Source organism: Rhizobium sp. BT03 (assembly GCF_030053155.1).
In the GTDB taxonomy this organism is placed as follows: Bacteria; Pseudomonadota; Alphaproteobacteria; order Rhizobiales; family Rhizobiaceae; genus Rhizobium.
In genome coordinates, this window is record NZ_CP125640.1 from 3,926,070 (window position 1) to 3,940,565 (window position 14,496).

General features: G+C 62.2%; 13 protein-coding genes. 9 read left to right on the top strand and 4 right to left on the bottom strand.

Features of this window, described 5'->3' with window-relative positions; genetic code table 11:
• Positions 1–29: 29 nt before the first annotated feature.
• Positions 30–560 (bottom strand): TIGR00645 family protein, encoded by a 531-nt coding sequence (locus QMO80_RS19060; RefSeq protein WP_283197904.1) that lies wholly within the window; start codon positions 558–560, stop codon positions 30–32.
• A gap of 160 nt (positions 561–720) precedes the next feature.
• Here QMO80_RS19060 and QMO80_RS19065 point away from each other — a divergent pair, with 160 nt between their 5' ends.
• Complete coding sequence (locus QMO80_RS19065) at positions 721–2,400, top strand: formate--tetrahydrofolate ligase (RefSeq protein ID WP_283197905.1); 1,680 nt, start codon at positions 721–723, stop codon at positions 2,398–2,400.
• Here QMO80_RS19065 and QMO80_RS19070 read toward each other — a convergent pair.
• Together QMO80_RS19070 and QMO80_RS19075 are read right to left on the bottom strand one after the other, a co-directional pair.
• A complete protein-coding gene (locus tag QMO80_RS19070) occupies positions 2,379–2,606 on the bottom strand; it encodes a hypothetical protein (protein ID WP_283200229.1) in 228 nt (75 codons plus the stop codon). The genes QMO80_RS19065 and QMO80_RS19070 overlap by 22 nt on opposite strands.
• A gap of 86 nt (positions 2,607–2,692) precedes the next feature.
• The gene (locus QMO80_RS19075) at positions 2,693–3,685 is read right to left on the bottom strand and encodes an extensin family protein (protein WP_283200230.1); all 993 of its coding nucleotides are present in this window, start codon (positions 3,683–3,685) and stop codon (positions 2,693–2,695) included.
• A gap of 253 nt (positions 3,686–3,938) precedes the next feature.
• On the opposite strand from QMO80_RS19075, the gene QMO80_RS19080 reads away from it, so the two are divergent.
• From QMO80_RS19080 to queF, 6 genes are all read left to right on the top strand, one after another.
• Positions 3,939–6,197 carry a TonB-dependent hemoglobin/transferrin/lactoferrin family receptor gene (locus tag QMO80_RS19080; protein ID WP_283197906.1) on the top strand — a complete coding sequence of 753 codons (2,259 nt, stop codon included), beginning with the start codon at positions 3,939–3,941 and terminating at the stop codon, positions 6,195–6,197.
• Between the two features lie 268 nt (positions 6,198–6,465).
• Complete coding sequence (locus tag QMO80_RS19085) at positions 6,466–8,655, top strand: anthranilate synthase (RefSeq protein WP_283197907.1); 2,190 nt, start codon at positions 6,466–6,468, stop codon at positions 8,653–8,655.
• 118 nt (positions 8,656–8,773) lie between these two features.
• Positions 8,774–9,013, top strand: coding sequence for a hypothetical protein (locus QMO80_RS19090; protein ID WP_283197908.1), 240 nt, complete (start codon positions 8,774–8,776; stop codon positions 9,011–9,013).
• A 14-nt stretch (positions 9,014–9,027) separates the two neighbouring features.
• Entirely contained in the window at positions 9,028–9,699 is a 672-nt protein-coding gene (locus QMO80_RS19095; protein ID WP_283197909.1) for a DUF2161 domain-containing phosphodiesterase, read from the top strand.
• Between the two features lie 208 nt (positions 9,700–9,907).
• On the top strand, positions 9,908–10,822 hold the full coding sequence (emfA, locus tag QMO80_RS19100; RefSeq protein ID WP_283197910.1) for a CDF family cation efflux transporter EmfA: 915 nt from the start codon (positions 9,908–9,910) through the stop codon (positions 10,820–10,822).
• Complete coding sequence (queF, locus tag QMO80_RS19105; protein ID WP_049736156.1) at positions 10,822–11,286, top strand: preQ(1) synthase; 465 nt, start codon at positions 10,822–10,824, stop codon at positions 11,284–11,286. Before emfA ends, queF begins: the two co-directional genes overlap by 1 nt.
• A 145-nt stretch (positions 11,287–11,431) precedes the next feature.
• Here queF and QMO80_RS19110 read toward each other — a convergent pair whose 3' ends face one another.
• Positions 11,432–12,196: a DUF2076 domain-containing protein gene (locus tag QMO80_RS19110; RefSeq protein ID WP_283197911.1), complete on the bottom strand. Its 765-nt coding sequence runs from the start codon at positions 12,194–12,196 to the stop codon at positions 11,432–11,434.
• 279 nt (positions 12,197–12,475) lie between these two features.
• Here QMO80_RS19110 and QMO80_RS19115 point away from each other — a divergent pair, with 279 nt between their 5' ends.
• Entirely contained in the window at positions 12,476–13,060 is a 585-nt protein-coding gene (locus tag QMO80_RS19115) for an ATP-dependent Clp protease proteolytic subunit (RefSeq protein ID WP_049736158.1), read from the top strand.
• 193 nt (positions 13,061–13,253) lie between these two features.
• Positions 13,254–14,453, top strand: coding sequence for a benzoate/H(+) symporter BenE family transporter (locus tag QMO80_RS19120; protein WP_283197912.1), 1,200 nt, complete (start codon positions 13,254–13,256; stop codon positions 14,451–14,453).
• Positions 14,454–14,496: the final 43 nt, after the last annotated feature.

Below are 14,496 nucleotides of genomic sequence, written 5' to 3' on the forward strand. Positions count from 1 at the left end.
CCGCTTTCGAAGCGCCTCTCTTCCCTTCTCTAACCCTTATCCTTCAAATCATTCTTCGCCGTCGCGCTCATCAGCTTCTCCAGGAAGCCGAGCATGACGGCGGAGGCGACGAAGGCGAGGTGCATGAAGGTCAGCCACATGATCTTGCCATCCGCATATTTGTCGGCGTTGAGGAAGACCTGCAGCAGATGGATGGAGGAGATGGCGACGATCGAGGAGGCGACCTTGATCTTCAGGCTGCCCGAATCGAGCTTGCCGAGAAAGGAGACTTCGTTGTCGGCTTCGCTGGCTTCATCGAAGCGGCTGACGAAATTTTCATAACCGGAGATCATCACCATGACGATCAGGCTTGCGACGAGGGCCGCATCGATCAGGCTGAGCATGGCAAGGATCATCTCCGCCTCGTCGAGGGCGAAGACGCCGGCGGCGATCTTCAGAAGCTTGTAGCCGAAGGAAACGGCATAGACGGCGAGCGCTGCGACCAGGCCGATATAGAAGGCGACGAGGATCCAGCGGCTCGACAGGATGATGCGCTCGATGATGAGTTCCAGTGCTTTCATGTCTTCACCTCGGGGAAATCGCGATCGTTGATCGCCACATAAACATCCAGCGTGGCGGCCGCAAGGCGCAGCACTATTCACACCTCACCGATATTTCGCTATCCCCATGAGGAGAGAGCAACGCCTCCGCGCCCGCGGAAGGCAGGGACGGGGAACATCCATGCCAGGGATCAAATCCGATATCGAAATCGCGCGTGCTGCCGCCAAAAAGCCGATCTTCGAAATCGGGGCGAAGCTCGGCATTCCGGTCGAGCATCTCGTCCCCTACGGTCACGACAAGGCAAAGGTCAGCGCCGAGTTCATCGCCGGGCAAGCGGGCAAGAAGGACGGCAGGCTGATTCTCGTCACCGCGATCAACCCGACGCCGGCGGGCGAGGGCAAGACGACGACCACCGTCGGGCTCGGCGACGGGCTGAACCGGATCGGTAGGAAAGCCATCGTCTGCATCCGCGAGGCCTCGCTTGGCCCCTGCTTCGGCGTCAAGGGCGGAGCGGCCGGCGGCGGTTATGCGCAGGTCGTGCCGATGGAAGACATCAACCTGCATTTCACCGGCGATTTTCATGCGATCACCTCGGCGCACAATCTCTTGGCGGCGATGATCGACAATCACATTTACTGGGGCAACGAAGAGAATATCGATATCCGCCGCATCACCTGGCGGCGGGTCATGGATATGAACGACCGGGCGCTCAGAAGCATGGTCTCCTCGCTCGGCGGCGTTGCCAACGGCTTCCCGCGCCAGGGCGGGTTCGACATCACCGTCGCCTCCGAAGTGATGGCGATCCTCTGCCTTGCCATCGATCTCAAGGATCTGGAACGGCGGCTCGGCGATATCATCATCGGCTATCGCTTCGACAGGACGCCGGTGCATGCGCGCGACCTGAAAGCCGACGGCGCCATGGCGGTGCTCCTGAAAGATGCGATGCAGCCGAACCTCGTGCAGACGCTGGAGAATAATCCGGCCTTCGTGCATGGCGGGCCCTTCGCCAACATCGCCCATGGCTGCAATTCGGTGACGGCGACGAAGACGGCGCTGAAGCTCGGCGACTATGTGGTGACGGAAGCGGGTTTCGGGGCCGATCTCGGCGCCGAGAAGTTTTTCGACATCAAGTGCCGCAAGGCAGGGCTGAAGCCGGATGCGGCGGTCATCGTCGCGACCGTCCGGGCGCTGAAGATGAATGGCGGGGTGAAGAAGGAAGATCTCGGCACGGAGGATGTCGCGGCGCTGAAGAAGGGCTGCGCCAATCTTGGCCGGCATGTCGCCAATGTGCGCCGCTTCGGCGTGCCGGTCGTCGTGGCGATCAACCATTTCGTCTCCGATACCGACGCCGAGATCGCGGCGGTGAAGGAATTTGTGTCGCGGCTCGGCGCCGAGGCGATCCTTTGCCGCCACTGGGCGCTGGGCTCGGCCGGCATCGAGGAACTGGCGCACAAGGTGGTGGAACTGGCCGAATCGGGCCAGGCGAAATTCCAGCCGCTCTACGGCGACGACATTTCGCTGTTCGAGAAGATCGAGATCGTCGCCTCGAAGATCTACCATGCCGGCGAGGTGACGGCCGACAAGGCGGTGCGCGACCAGTTGCAGACATGGGAGGAGCAGGGCTACGGCAAGCTGCCGGTCTGTATGGCGAAGACGCAATATTCCTTCTCCATCGATCCGAACCTGCGCGGCGCGCCGGAAGGCCACATCGTCACCGTGCGCGAGGTGCGGCTTTCGGCGGGCGCCGGCTTCGTCGTCGCCATCACCGGCGAGATCATGACGATGCCCGGCTTGCCGAAATCGCCGTCGGCGGAGCGGATTTTCCTGAACGATCAGGGTTATATCGAGGGCTTGTTCTGATCCGGTGACGGTTTACCGAAGCGCTCGAGCAGGCGGCGCTCGCGGCGCTTTTCGAAGTCCGGATCGATAAACAGCCAGATGAAAAGGCTTTGCAGCGCCCCGAGGAACAGCGTTCCGATGGCAAGGAGCCAATGCAATTCACCAGTAAAGATGAAGCCGACAGCGACGATCAGGAAAACCAGTATGACGTTCGCTATGATCTTCATTTGCCGCTGCCCCACCCCACCCATTTGCAGCTTCTATTTGGTTATTTCGCTGCACGATTCAAGCGAGGATCGCAGCCCCTGAATGATCAGTGGCAGTAGCGATAGCTGCCCTTTCTCTCGATCACGTCGAGGTGGAAATGGGTTTCGTGGGCGGCATCGCTTTCGGGGTCGAGGACGGTGGTGAAATAGAGGCAGCCGGCGGCGCTGACGGTGCGCTGGAAGGCGCCGGTCAGCGTCGGGTCCTCGCGGCGGGAGCGGACCGCGACATCTTCGCCTTTTTCGAAATGGAAGCTTGCAATATCGATGGCATTGCCGCGGGCATGTTCGGAGATCTTGCCCGTTCCGGCGCCGTTGCGCAGACGGCACATATAGGACGTTGCCTGATTGACCGTCATGAGGCGGCCCTGCTCCGGCAGGGCGGCGGAGGCTGCCGGAATGACGCTCTCCTTCATCCAGCGGGCAAGGGCGAGAGCGGCCGGGCAGCGGATCGTCGCCTCCGGCTTCAGCGTGATGCCGGGCAGGGCTTCGGAAACGATGATCGGCTTGTCGATGCCGCAGCCGTTGCCGTCGTCGATGCGCGGCGCGTCCTTGAAGACGACGCCCAAGGCCTTGAGCGCAGCGCTGCATTCCGCGTGCTCGGCATCGCTTTCGGGTTCGATCGTCAGATGCTGCTCTTCGAGCGTCTGCTCGGCGGGTGGCTTGTTGTCCTCCTCCGGCGTCTGCGGGCCTTTGCCCGGCGGCAGCGGCGGGCCCTGCATCGGTTCTGCCGGCGCGGGCTTTGGCTGTTCGGGTTTTGCCGGTTCGGGCTTTCCTGGTTCGGTTTGCGGCGCCGGCGGCTGGTCTGGCGCCGGTGTCTCCGGCTGCTTCGCATCAGGCTTTGGCTGAGGTGCGGGCACATCATCCGGTGCCGGCGGTTCAACCTTGTCAGGCAGCGGGGCAGGGCTCGTCGTATCGACGCTATCCGGTCGAGGTTGGGGTAAGGGGCCGTGCGGGGGCAGGCGGGCACCGGCAAGAAAGGTGGCTGCGGCGAGAAGGATCGCCAGTATCGAAAGTTTTCTCAACGCATCCGTTTCCGTCATGTCGATCGCGTAGGGGTAACGCATTATGGCGGTTTTCGTTGCAATTGCGCAACGTCAGGAAAGATCGTTAAAACTTGATAGATTTATTCAACATAATTTCCCGGCATATGTTGACAGAACTCCTCATGTTTTTTATGCGGCAAAAAGAAGGCGGAATTCTGCATCGTCTTCATCCGCAAAAGCCCAGCCAGCCCCTCGAGCGTTCGACGCGCCACGACCAGCCAGCCCGGTAATCATCATGAGAGGGTAGGTTATGATCGTCCGGTATTGGCGCTCGGTTCTATTGGTCTGCACGGCAGCCGCAGTTGTTCTTCCTGTTTCGCAGTCTTTCGCGCAAAGCGCTGCGGCAACCACGCCGCAAGCGACGACGGATGACAGCACCGTCCTGCAGAAGATCGTCGTCAAGGGCAAGCGCGTGGCGCCGGGCAGCGTCGCCGATACGCCGCTGGCGACGGAGATCACCCAGAAGCAACTGGAAGAGAAGCAGGTCACCAATTTCGACGATATCGGCCGCAGCGTCGATGCGGGCGTGAACTATTCGCGGGGCGACGCAGGCTTCAACCTGCGCGGCCTTTCCGGTGCTCGCATCCTGACCACCATCGACGGCATTCCGATCCCTTATATTTCGAACAGCTCGCGCCAGGGTGCTTTTGCGCCTGCCAACGCCAATGGCGGCGGCGACACCTTCGATTTCGACTCATTGTCCTCGCTCGATATCGTGCGCGGCGCGGATTCGAGCAAGGGCGGTTCGGGCATGCTCGGCGGCGCCATTGTTCTCAATACCTTGGAGCCTGAGGATCTCATTCCTGAAGGCCGCGATTGGGGCGCGATCGTCAAGTCAACCTATGACAGCGAAGACAGGAGCCTTTCCGGCTCAGCCGCCGCTGCCAAGAAGATCGGCGGTACCTCGATCCTGTTCCAGGGCGGCTACCGCAAAGGCCATGAACGCGACAATATGGGCGACAACGACAGCTACGGTGCTCTTCGCACCGAGGCGAATCCGGCTGACTTCGATCAGAACAACCTGCTCTTCAAACTGCGCCAGGAGTTGGAAGGCGGCCATCGCATCGGCTTGACAGCGGAACGGTTCCGCCGGGATCTAAAAACCGACCTGCGCCAACTTCAGGGGGGCACCAGCCCTCGTAACTTCATGATCGACAATTATGACGGTCGCGAACTGCGCGACCGCGATCGCGTGTCGCTCGATTACGATTATGAAGCGCAGTCCTCCGACGCCTTCTTCAGCAGTGCGCGCGCCACGCTTTATTGGCTGGATTTGAAGAAAGAAGCGGGCAGCAAGGGCCGCACGACCGCCAACGTGGCCTATGGCCGTAACAACGAGATCGAAAACGAAACCTGGGGCTTCAGCGGCACCGCGACGAAGGATTTCGAATATTCCGGTCTCAACCACTCCATGCGCGTCGGTCTCGATGTCGGCGTCTCCAGCTGGAGCCAATATAGCTGGGCTCTTTGCCCCACATCGACAACATGCCCGGCATTGAACAACCAGGCGGAAGTGCCCGATGTCGACAGCCAAAACCTTGGTCTTGTTGTCGAAGACAAGATCGAAATCGGCAATACCGGCTTCACGCTGACACCCGGTTTCCGCTTCGACTGGTTCAACTACAATCCCTCGACCGGCGGCGATTTTGCCAATAATACCGGCCTTACTCGTTTCGGCGATCTTCGCAACCGGACGGAAGCCGCCCTGTCGCCGAAGATCCTTGCAACATACGACCTGACGCCTGATGTAGAGCTCTACATGCAATTGGCGGTCGGCTTCCGCGCGCCAACCGTCGATGAACTCTACAGCCGCTTCTACAACCCCACCAGCCGCTACGCCCAGCTCGGCAATCCTGATCTGGAACCGGAAATCGGTCGCGGCATCGAAGTCGGCGCCAATTTCGACACGGGCGATTTTACCGGCAGGGTCGCGGCTTTCCATACCCGTTATCAGAACTTCATCGAGACGGTGACGAGCGTCGACTCGACCGGCTTTACTGAGTTCAATTACACGAACGTGGCTGCAGCCACGATCTCCGGCATTGAAGTCAGTGCAGCAAAGACCTTCAGCAACGGTATCAATCTGCATACTTCGCTTGCCTATGCCTATGGCAGGAACGAAGAGACCACCCAGCGCCTGCGCTCGGTGGCGCCGTTCAAGGCGATCGTCGGCGGTGGCTGGAGCAATGAGACCTTCGGCTTCGATCTTTCCTCGACGCTTTCAGCCGGTATGCTGACCGACCACCTCGATACACCAATCACCAACACCGCCGACACGACCTTCGATGCGCCCGGCTATGCCATCGTCGACCTGACCGGTTGGTGGACGCCGGAACAGCTGCCGGGGCTGCGCGTTCAAGCGGGTGTCTACAACATCTTCGACCAGGAGCACTACAACGCGCTCGCCGTGCGCGACGTCAATCTCAGCTCGGCGACGGCGTCGCAGCCGCGGGAGTGGTATTCAGAGCCTGGCCGTACCTTCAAGGTCTCGCTCACCAAGACCTTCTGAGTCGGCCATGCCTTCAAGGCTGGGGGCAGGGGCGGCTTTCGGGCCGCCCCTTTCATTCGCGCAATCGCCTCTTGCGCGGCGGCTGATCTCAGGCTAACAATTTTTCCATGATCAAGTCCTTGAACATTGCTGTTTGGTGGTGGGCTCGCTGAGGCGGCCTCGACCAATCGTGTCCAAAGACGACGACGAGTGAGCCGCCCGAAACTTCGAGGCGGCTTTTTTGTTTTATCGCCGCCTGTCGTCCGGGCCCCGATAACGGAGTGAAACTATGGTAACGATCCTGCGGGATGATGGTGCGGAAATCTACGAGACCAAGGGCGGCATATCAGTCACGCGGCAGCGGCGGGCGATCCCCTACGGCGACGCGGTCTCTTCTTATATCGACAAGCTCGACGAGCGCCGCGGCGCGGTGTTCTCGTCGAACTACGAATATCCTGGACGTTATACACGCTGGGATACCGCCGTCGTCGATCCGCCGCTCGGCATCTCCTCCTTCGGGCGCAACGTCTGGATCGAAGCCTATAACGAACGTGGCGAGGTGCTGCTCGGCTTCGTGACCGAGCGGTTGAAAACGGTGCCCGACCTCGTGCTCGGGGCTTCCTCGGCGCGCCGTCTCGACCTGTCGGTCAAGGCACCGGACCGGGTGTTCACCGAGGAAGAGCGTTCGAAGATGCCGACGGTCTTCACCGTGCTGCGCGCCGTCACCGATCTGTTCTATTCGCAGGCGGATGCGAGCCTCGGGCTTTACGGCGCCTTCGGCTACGACATCGCCTTCCAGTTCGACGCGATCGAGCTGAAGCTGACGCGGCCCTCCGACCAGCGCGACATGGTGCTTTACCTGCCCGACGAGATTCTCGTCGTCGACAACTACGCCGCCAAGGCCTGGATCGACCGTTACGATTTCGAAAAGGGCGGCGTCACGACGGACGGCAAGGCTCAAGATATCGCGCCGGAGCCTTTCAAGCACACGGATGCCATTCCCCCGAAGAGCGATCACCGGCCGGGCGAATATGCCGAGCTCGTCGTCAAGGCGAAGGAAAGTTTCCGCAAGGGCGACCTCTTCGAAGTCGTGCCCGGGCAGAAATTCATGGAGCGCTGCGAAAGCAAGCCTTCCGACATTTCCAAGCGGCTGAAGGCGATCAATCCGTCGCCCTATTCCTTTTTCATCAATCTCGGCCATCAGGAATATCTGGTCGGCGCCTCGCCCGAGATGTTCGTGCGCGTTTCCGGCCGGCGGATCGAGACCTGCCCGATCTCGGGCACGATCAAGCGCGGTGACGACCCGATCGCCGACAGCGAGCAGATATTGAAGCTCTTGAATTCGAAGAAGGACGAGTCGGAGCTGACCATGTGCTCCGATGTCGACCGCAACGACAAGAGCCGCGTCTGCGAGCCTGGCTCGGTCAAGGTGATCGGCCGCCGGCAGATCGAGATGTATTCGCGCCTCATCCACACGGTCGATCATATCGAGGGGCGACTGCGCGACGACATGGACGCCTTCGATGGTTTCCTCAGCCACGCCTGGGCCGTCACCGTCACCGGCGCCCCGAAGCTCTGGGCGATGCGCTTCATCGAGAGCCGTGAAAAAAGCCCGCGCGCATGGTATGGTGGGGCGATCGGCATGGTCGGCTTCAACGGCGACATGAACACCGGCCTGACGCTGCGCACCGTGCGCATCAAGGACGGTATCGCCGAGGTGCGCGCCGGTGCGACGCTGCTCAACGATTCCGATCCGCACGAAGAAGAAGCCGAAACAGAACTGAAGGCCTCTGCCATGCTTTCCGCCATCCGCGACGCCAAGACCGGCAATTCCGGCAAGACCCAGCGCGATGTCGCAAGCGTCGGCAAGGGCGTCAGCATCCTGCTCGTCGACCATGAGGACAGCTTCGTCCACACGCTTGCCAATTATTTCCGCCAGACGGGGGCGACCGTTTCGACGGTGCGCACGCCGGTGCCGGAGGAAATCTTCGACCGGCTGAACCCGGATCTCGTCGTGCTGTCGCCGGGACCCGGAACGCCCAAGGATTTCGATTGCAAGGCGACGATCAAGAAGGCCCGGGCGCGGAACCTGCCGATCTTCGGCGTCTGCCTCGGCCTGCAGGCGCTCGCCGAAGCCTATGGCGGGGAGTTGCGCCATCTGGCGCTGCCGATGCACGGCAAGCCCTCGCGCATCCGCGTGCTGGAGCCGGGCATCGTCTTCTCCGGCCTTTCCAGGGAAGTGACGGTCGGCCGCTATCACTCGATCTTCGCCGATCCCTCGACGCTGCCGCGCGAGTTCATCATCACGGCGGAAAGCGAGGACGGCACGATCATGGGCATCGAGCACGCCAAGGAGCCGATCGCCGCGGTGCAGTTCCACCCGGAATCGATCATGACGCTCGGCGGCGATGCCGGCATGCGGATGATCGAAAATGTCGTGGCGCATCTGGCCCGCAAGGCGAAGACGAAGGCTGCCTGAGCGCAATTCCTTCGCCCTTCCTGCTTTTGCGGGAAGGGCGGGCGTCTGCCGAAAAGTTCGGTTGACTTTATCAGTCAAATCAGAACATTTCAGGAACGATCAACCGGAGCCCGTTGCCGTGGCCAATGCTGAAAAGTTCATCGTTCTCCCTTACCGCAAGAACCGCGGCAATCTCGTGCCCGGTGAAATGCGCCAGGCATCCAACTCCGTCAGCGCGGAAAAGATCGCCTCGGCGATGGCTGCGCGTTTCGTCGGCGTGGCGGCCTATGCTGTGATCGTCGACGAGGAAACCGGCGATATGTCCTCGCCGCGGCTGCTGGCGCGCTATGGCGAGATTGCCGATCTCAACGCCGCCTGAGGCATCGTTCTGCCATGGAGACGTCGCTTTACCTGCCCGTCAAAGCCTTCCTGGAGGCGGCCGGTTATGTCGTGAAGGGTGAGGTCGGAAAATGCGATCTCGTCGGCTTGAGCGATGGCGAGCCGCCGGTCGTGGTGGTCTGCGAACTGAAACTCTCCTTCAACCTTGAGCTCCTTCTCCAGGCGGTCGACCGGGCGGCCATGAGCGATGAAGTCTGGATCGCGGCGCGCGTTTCGGCCAAGGGACGCGGGCGGGAGGCCGACAGGCGCTACCGCGACCTCTGCCGGCGGCTGGGCATCGGCATGCTCGGCGTTTCCGACGGCGGCGAGGTCAGCATCATCGTCAGTTCCGTCTCGCCGATGCCGCGCACCAATCCGAAGCGGCGCACGCGCCTTGTCAAGGAGCACCAGCGCCGTCGCGGCGATCCCGCCGTCGGCGGCGGCTCACGTGCGCCGATCATGACCGCCTATCGCCAACAGGCGCTGCTCTGCGCAGCGGCGCTCGATAAGGGCGTGGCGCGGCCGCGGGAGATGAAGGCGCTTACGCCCAATGCAGGCCGGATCCTGCTCGACAATGTCTACGGATGGTTCGAGCGCAAGGAGAAGGGCGTCTACGCGCTGACGCCGGAAGGGCAGGCCGCTCTTCTGCGCTGGCCGCAGCCTGTCCTCTCAGACCCGGCTCACTGAGCGCCGCAGCGCGATCGCGAACGTTTGCCGCCGCTGCTTTCCAGTTGCGGGCTGCAGCAGCTGTGAAGGAAGTGTCATTGTCTTTGACAAATCCTGCTTCATCGCCCATATCACCCTTAACTGGACCGCCTGCGCGACATTCGCGTGGGCGGTTTTGCATTTCAATGGCTTGGACCCTGCAATTCATTCGCAACCGCAGGAGGACGATATGAGTGACAACGGCGATCTTACGGTTCGGACGCTGGCAATGTGGGGGATTCCGCTGTCGCTCGGCGTCATGGGCCTGAAGATGGTGGCCTGGTGGGTCACCGGATCGGTGGCGCTGCTGTCGGACGGGCTCGAATCAACGGTCAACGTCGTTGCCGCCTTCATCGCCTTTTTCGTCATTCGCTATGCGCAGAAGCCGGCCGATCACGACCATCCTTTCGGCCATCACAAGGCGGAATATCTGTCCGCGGTCACCGAAGGCGTGCTGATCGTCGTCGCCGCACTCCTGATCGTCAACGAGGCTGTCGGTTACCTCGCCGAGCCGCGCATGCTCGATGCGCCGGCGCTCGGCCTTGCGATCAATGTCGCAGCCGGCGTCATCAATGCGGTCTGGGCGCGGCTGTTGATCCGGACCGGGCGCAAACACCGCTCGGCCGCACTTGCCGCTGACGGGCAGCATATCATGTCCGATGTGGTGACCTCCGCCGGTGTGCTCGTCGGCCTGCTGCTGGCGCTGGCGACGGGCTATGCGATTTTCGATCCCGTGCTTGCCATCTTGGTTGCCGTCAACATCCTCTATCAGGGCTGGAAAGTGATCTCGCAATCGATCGGCGGGCTGATGGACCAGGCCGTCGATCCGCTGGATGAGGAGGCGATCAAGCAGGCAATCGCCACCCATGCAGCGGGCTCGATCGGTGTGCACGACCTGAAGACCAGGCGGGCGGGCGCTGTCACTTTCATCGATTTTCATATGGTGGTGCCCGGCACTATGTCCGTGCGTCAGGCGCATGATATATGCGACCGCCTTGAGGATGCCATCAGTGCGGTGCACGAGGGCGCCAAAATAGCCATTCACGTGGAGCCGGAGGGCGAAAAGGCCCATGGCATCCGCGTCAAAGTCGTCAAGGAGGCATGATGCCGAATACCGATACCTCCAGCCTATCGATGCTGGGCCAGCAAACCGAAACCGCGCAATCGCCGGAGGCGGCGGTGCTTGAAAAAGTGCCGTCCAACCATGCCGGCACCGATTATGTCGTGCGCTTCACCGCGCCGGAGTTCACCTCGCTCTGCCCGATGACCGGGCAGCCGGATTTCGCCCATATCGTCATCGATTACATTCCGGGCGAATGGCTGGTGGAATCGAAGTCGCTGAAGCTCTTCCTGCATTCTTTCCGCAACCATGGCGCTTTCCACGAGGATTGCTCGATCTACATCGCCAAGCGCATCGTCGAGCTGCTCGATCCCAAGTGGCTCAGGATCGGCGCCTACTGGTATCCGCGCGGCGGCATCCCGATCGACGTGTTCTGGCAGACGGGCAAGCCGCCGGAAGGCGTGTGGCTGCCGGAGCAGGGCGTCGCCACCTATCGCGGGCGTGGGTGAGCCGCGGTCGGGCGCAGCCCGAGCAATCGATCCAGTGAATCGATTGCAGCAGCGAACGCCCTGAGCTTAAGCGAAGGGCCGGGCGAGGGTGCGGCAACCGGGTGTCCCTTGTCCGACCGCTGGCCGAAGGCTTCAGCGCTGGTTCTCAAACATCGGTAACGTCGGACGAGTCATCGCTGTAATCATCGCCGTCGTCGTAATCGGCCTGCTGCACATTGGCATCGCCGTTGTCATCGGCAGCGTTGTCCGACGCCTGGCGGGTGTCGTCATTGCCGTAATAGTTGTTGATGACGGTTTCCTCGGTGGGCGCGCTTGCATTACCGAAGGGGTTGGCGCCGAAGGGCGAGCCCCAGCCGAGCGAGGACATGTGATTGCCGAAGATGCCGCTCAGCGAATTGGCAAGCAGCATGCCGCCGGCAACGCCGGCTGCCGTGCCGAGCGCGCCGCGCAGGAAGCTGCCGCCGGCCGATGGCGCAGAGGCCTGCTGGCTCCAGGGGCCTGTCGGCTGCTGCTGCGGCTGGCGGCCATCGCGGTCGTAACCGCGCGAATCGTCATAGGCGCGGGACTGGCCCCAGGGACCGGGATTGGAGGGAACGGGTGCAGGCTGCTGCGTCTGGGTGTTGCCGAAGATCGAGCTCAGGAAGCCGCCGCCTTGTTCGGCTTGCCGGTGTTCGCTCGCGCCGGCTTCCAGCTGACGGACATGCTCCTCGAGTTCCTTGATATGGTTGGCGGCCGCCTCCAGCCCCTTTTCCTGAACGATGACGGCCTGGGCGAGGTAATAGGTGGCGGAGGGCTGTTCGCGCGTCGCCTGATCGATCAGGGTCTCGGCGTCGCGGTCGCGCGGCTGGGCCGCTGCGGTGCGCACGCGGTCGAAGAGGGCGGTCAGCAATTGGCGTTCTTCGGGTGACATGTCCTGCCTCCTGTTGGTCCGGAGCGCTCCCGTATCCGACCGGACGCGTAAGGCGCTCCACGATTTTTCGGTGCAGCTATCGCTGCGTGAGGTTGAGGTAGGAACCGATTCAGGCTTTTCAAAGCCTTTCACCGTTACATTTCAGTAAGGCTTGCAGAACGGTGCGCGGCTTCTTAAGGATATCTCCATCGCTTCGATGCCTTGTGTTTTTCCCGCATTGTTTTAGGCATTGAGTCGCACTATGTGCGGGGAAGCCGAATTCATCTCCAAGAGGTTCGAATGAACGACGAAGACCAGGACGACAAGACGAAGGAACTGCCGCTCGGCAAGGAAACGGAGGCGAATCTTTTCAAGTCGCGTTCGATCTTCATCTACGGACCGATCAATCAGGAATTGGCGCAGAAGGTCTGCTCGCAGCTCGTGGCGCTTGCCGCGGCCAGCGACGAGGACATCCGCATCTATGTGAACTCGCCCGGCGGCCACGTCGAGTCCGGCGATTCCATCCATGACATGATCAAGTTCATCAAGCCGAAAGTCTGGATGATCGGCACGGGCTGGGTCGCCTCCGCCGGTGCGCTGATCTATGTCGCCGCTCCGAAGGAGCAGCGCCTGTGCCTGCCGAACACCCGCTTCCTGCTGCACCAGCCCTCGGGCGGCACGCGCGGCATGGCATCGGACATCGAGATCCAGGCACGCGAAATCATCAAGATGAACGAGCGCCTGAACAAGATCATGGCGGCGGCCACCGGCCAGCCGCTCGAAAAGATCGCCAGGGATACGGATCGCGACTACTGGCTGTCGGCCGAAGAGGCGAAGGACTATGGCCTCGTCTCGCGGATCGTGACGTCACAGGCCGATATCTGAGTTCTCTCGTTCAACGCTGCTAAAAAACCGCCCTCGCCCTGCAGATCGCAGGCGAGGGCGGTTTGTTTTTGGCGATGCTTGAACGGAGATAGGGCCTATCGGCGGGGACTGAACGGAAAGGGCTGAATTCGGACTTGCGCCTGCCGCAACCGTCATGCTCCATGCGCCATTCCCGCAGATCGCGAGTCCCGCCATGCTCAAAGATTTTTCCGTCCAGGCCCTGTTCATGGGGCTGCTGACCGCCTTCGTCGGTTCCGCCAGCTCGTTTGCCGTCGTGCTGCACGGGCTCGAGGCGGTCGGTGCTACGGATGCGCAGGCAGCTTCGGGGCTGATGGCCTTGTCGATCTCCATGGGCGTCTGCGCGATCGTGCTCTGTGCCGCCACACGATTGCCGATCAGCATCGCCTGGTCGACGCCGGGCGCGGCGCTGCTGGCCAGCACCGGGCCGATCGAGGGCGGCTTCAATGCGGCGGTCGGCGCATTCCTGATCTGCGGCGCGCTGATAGTCGTCGCCGGCCTGTTCAAGCCGCTTGGCCGGGCGGTCGCCGCCATTCCCGCACCGCTTGCCAATGCGATGCTCTCCGGCGTGCTGATCGGCCTCTGCTTCGCGCCGGTGAAGGCGATCGGCTTCAACCCGTTCCTCGGCCTGCCGATCGTCGTCGCCTGGATCGTCGTCGGCGCCTTCAAGCGGCTCTGGGCGGTACCGGCGGCACTCGCAGCCTTCGTGCTGGTGCTCACCTTCGGCGTCGATATTCCTGATGGTGCGCTCGGTTCGCTCGAACAATCGCTGGTGCCCGCGGCGGAAATCATCCGGCCGGTGTTCAATCTTGCCGGCCTCGTCTCGATCGCATTGCCGCTGTTCATCGTCACCATGGCCTCGCAGAACATTCCGGGTATCGCCGTCCTGAAGGTCAATCACTACGATCCGAAGCCCGGTCCGCTGTTTGCCGTCACGGGTTTCTTCTCGCTGCTGTCGGCGCCGTTCGGCGGCCACGCCGTCAATCTGGCGGCCATCACCGCGGCGATGTGCGCCGGGCAGGATGCCCACGCCGATCCGAAGAGGCGCTATTGGGCCGCGCTGATCGCCGGCGTCGGTTATGTCATCCTCGGGTTGCTCGCCGGCGCGGTGACGGCTTTCGTCGCGCTTGCGCCACCCATCCTGATCGAGGCGGTGGCCGGGCTGGCACTGGTCGGGGCTTTCTCCTCCTCGGCGATGTCGGCCTTCCAGGGGCCGGAGTCGCGCGAGGCGGCGGCGATCACCTTCCTCGTCACCGCCTCAGGCGTTTCCTTCGGCGGCATTTCCGGCGCTTTCTGGGGGCTGATCGCCGGCGGGCTGATGCTGGCGCTGTCGCGGCTGGTGAGTGTTTGGAAAGACCGAGGCCAGCCGCGGTAGCGGAGTGTCGTTTGCGCCGTCGGCGGCCAAAAGGCCGGGCAAG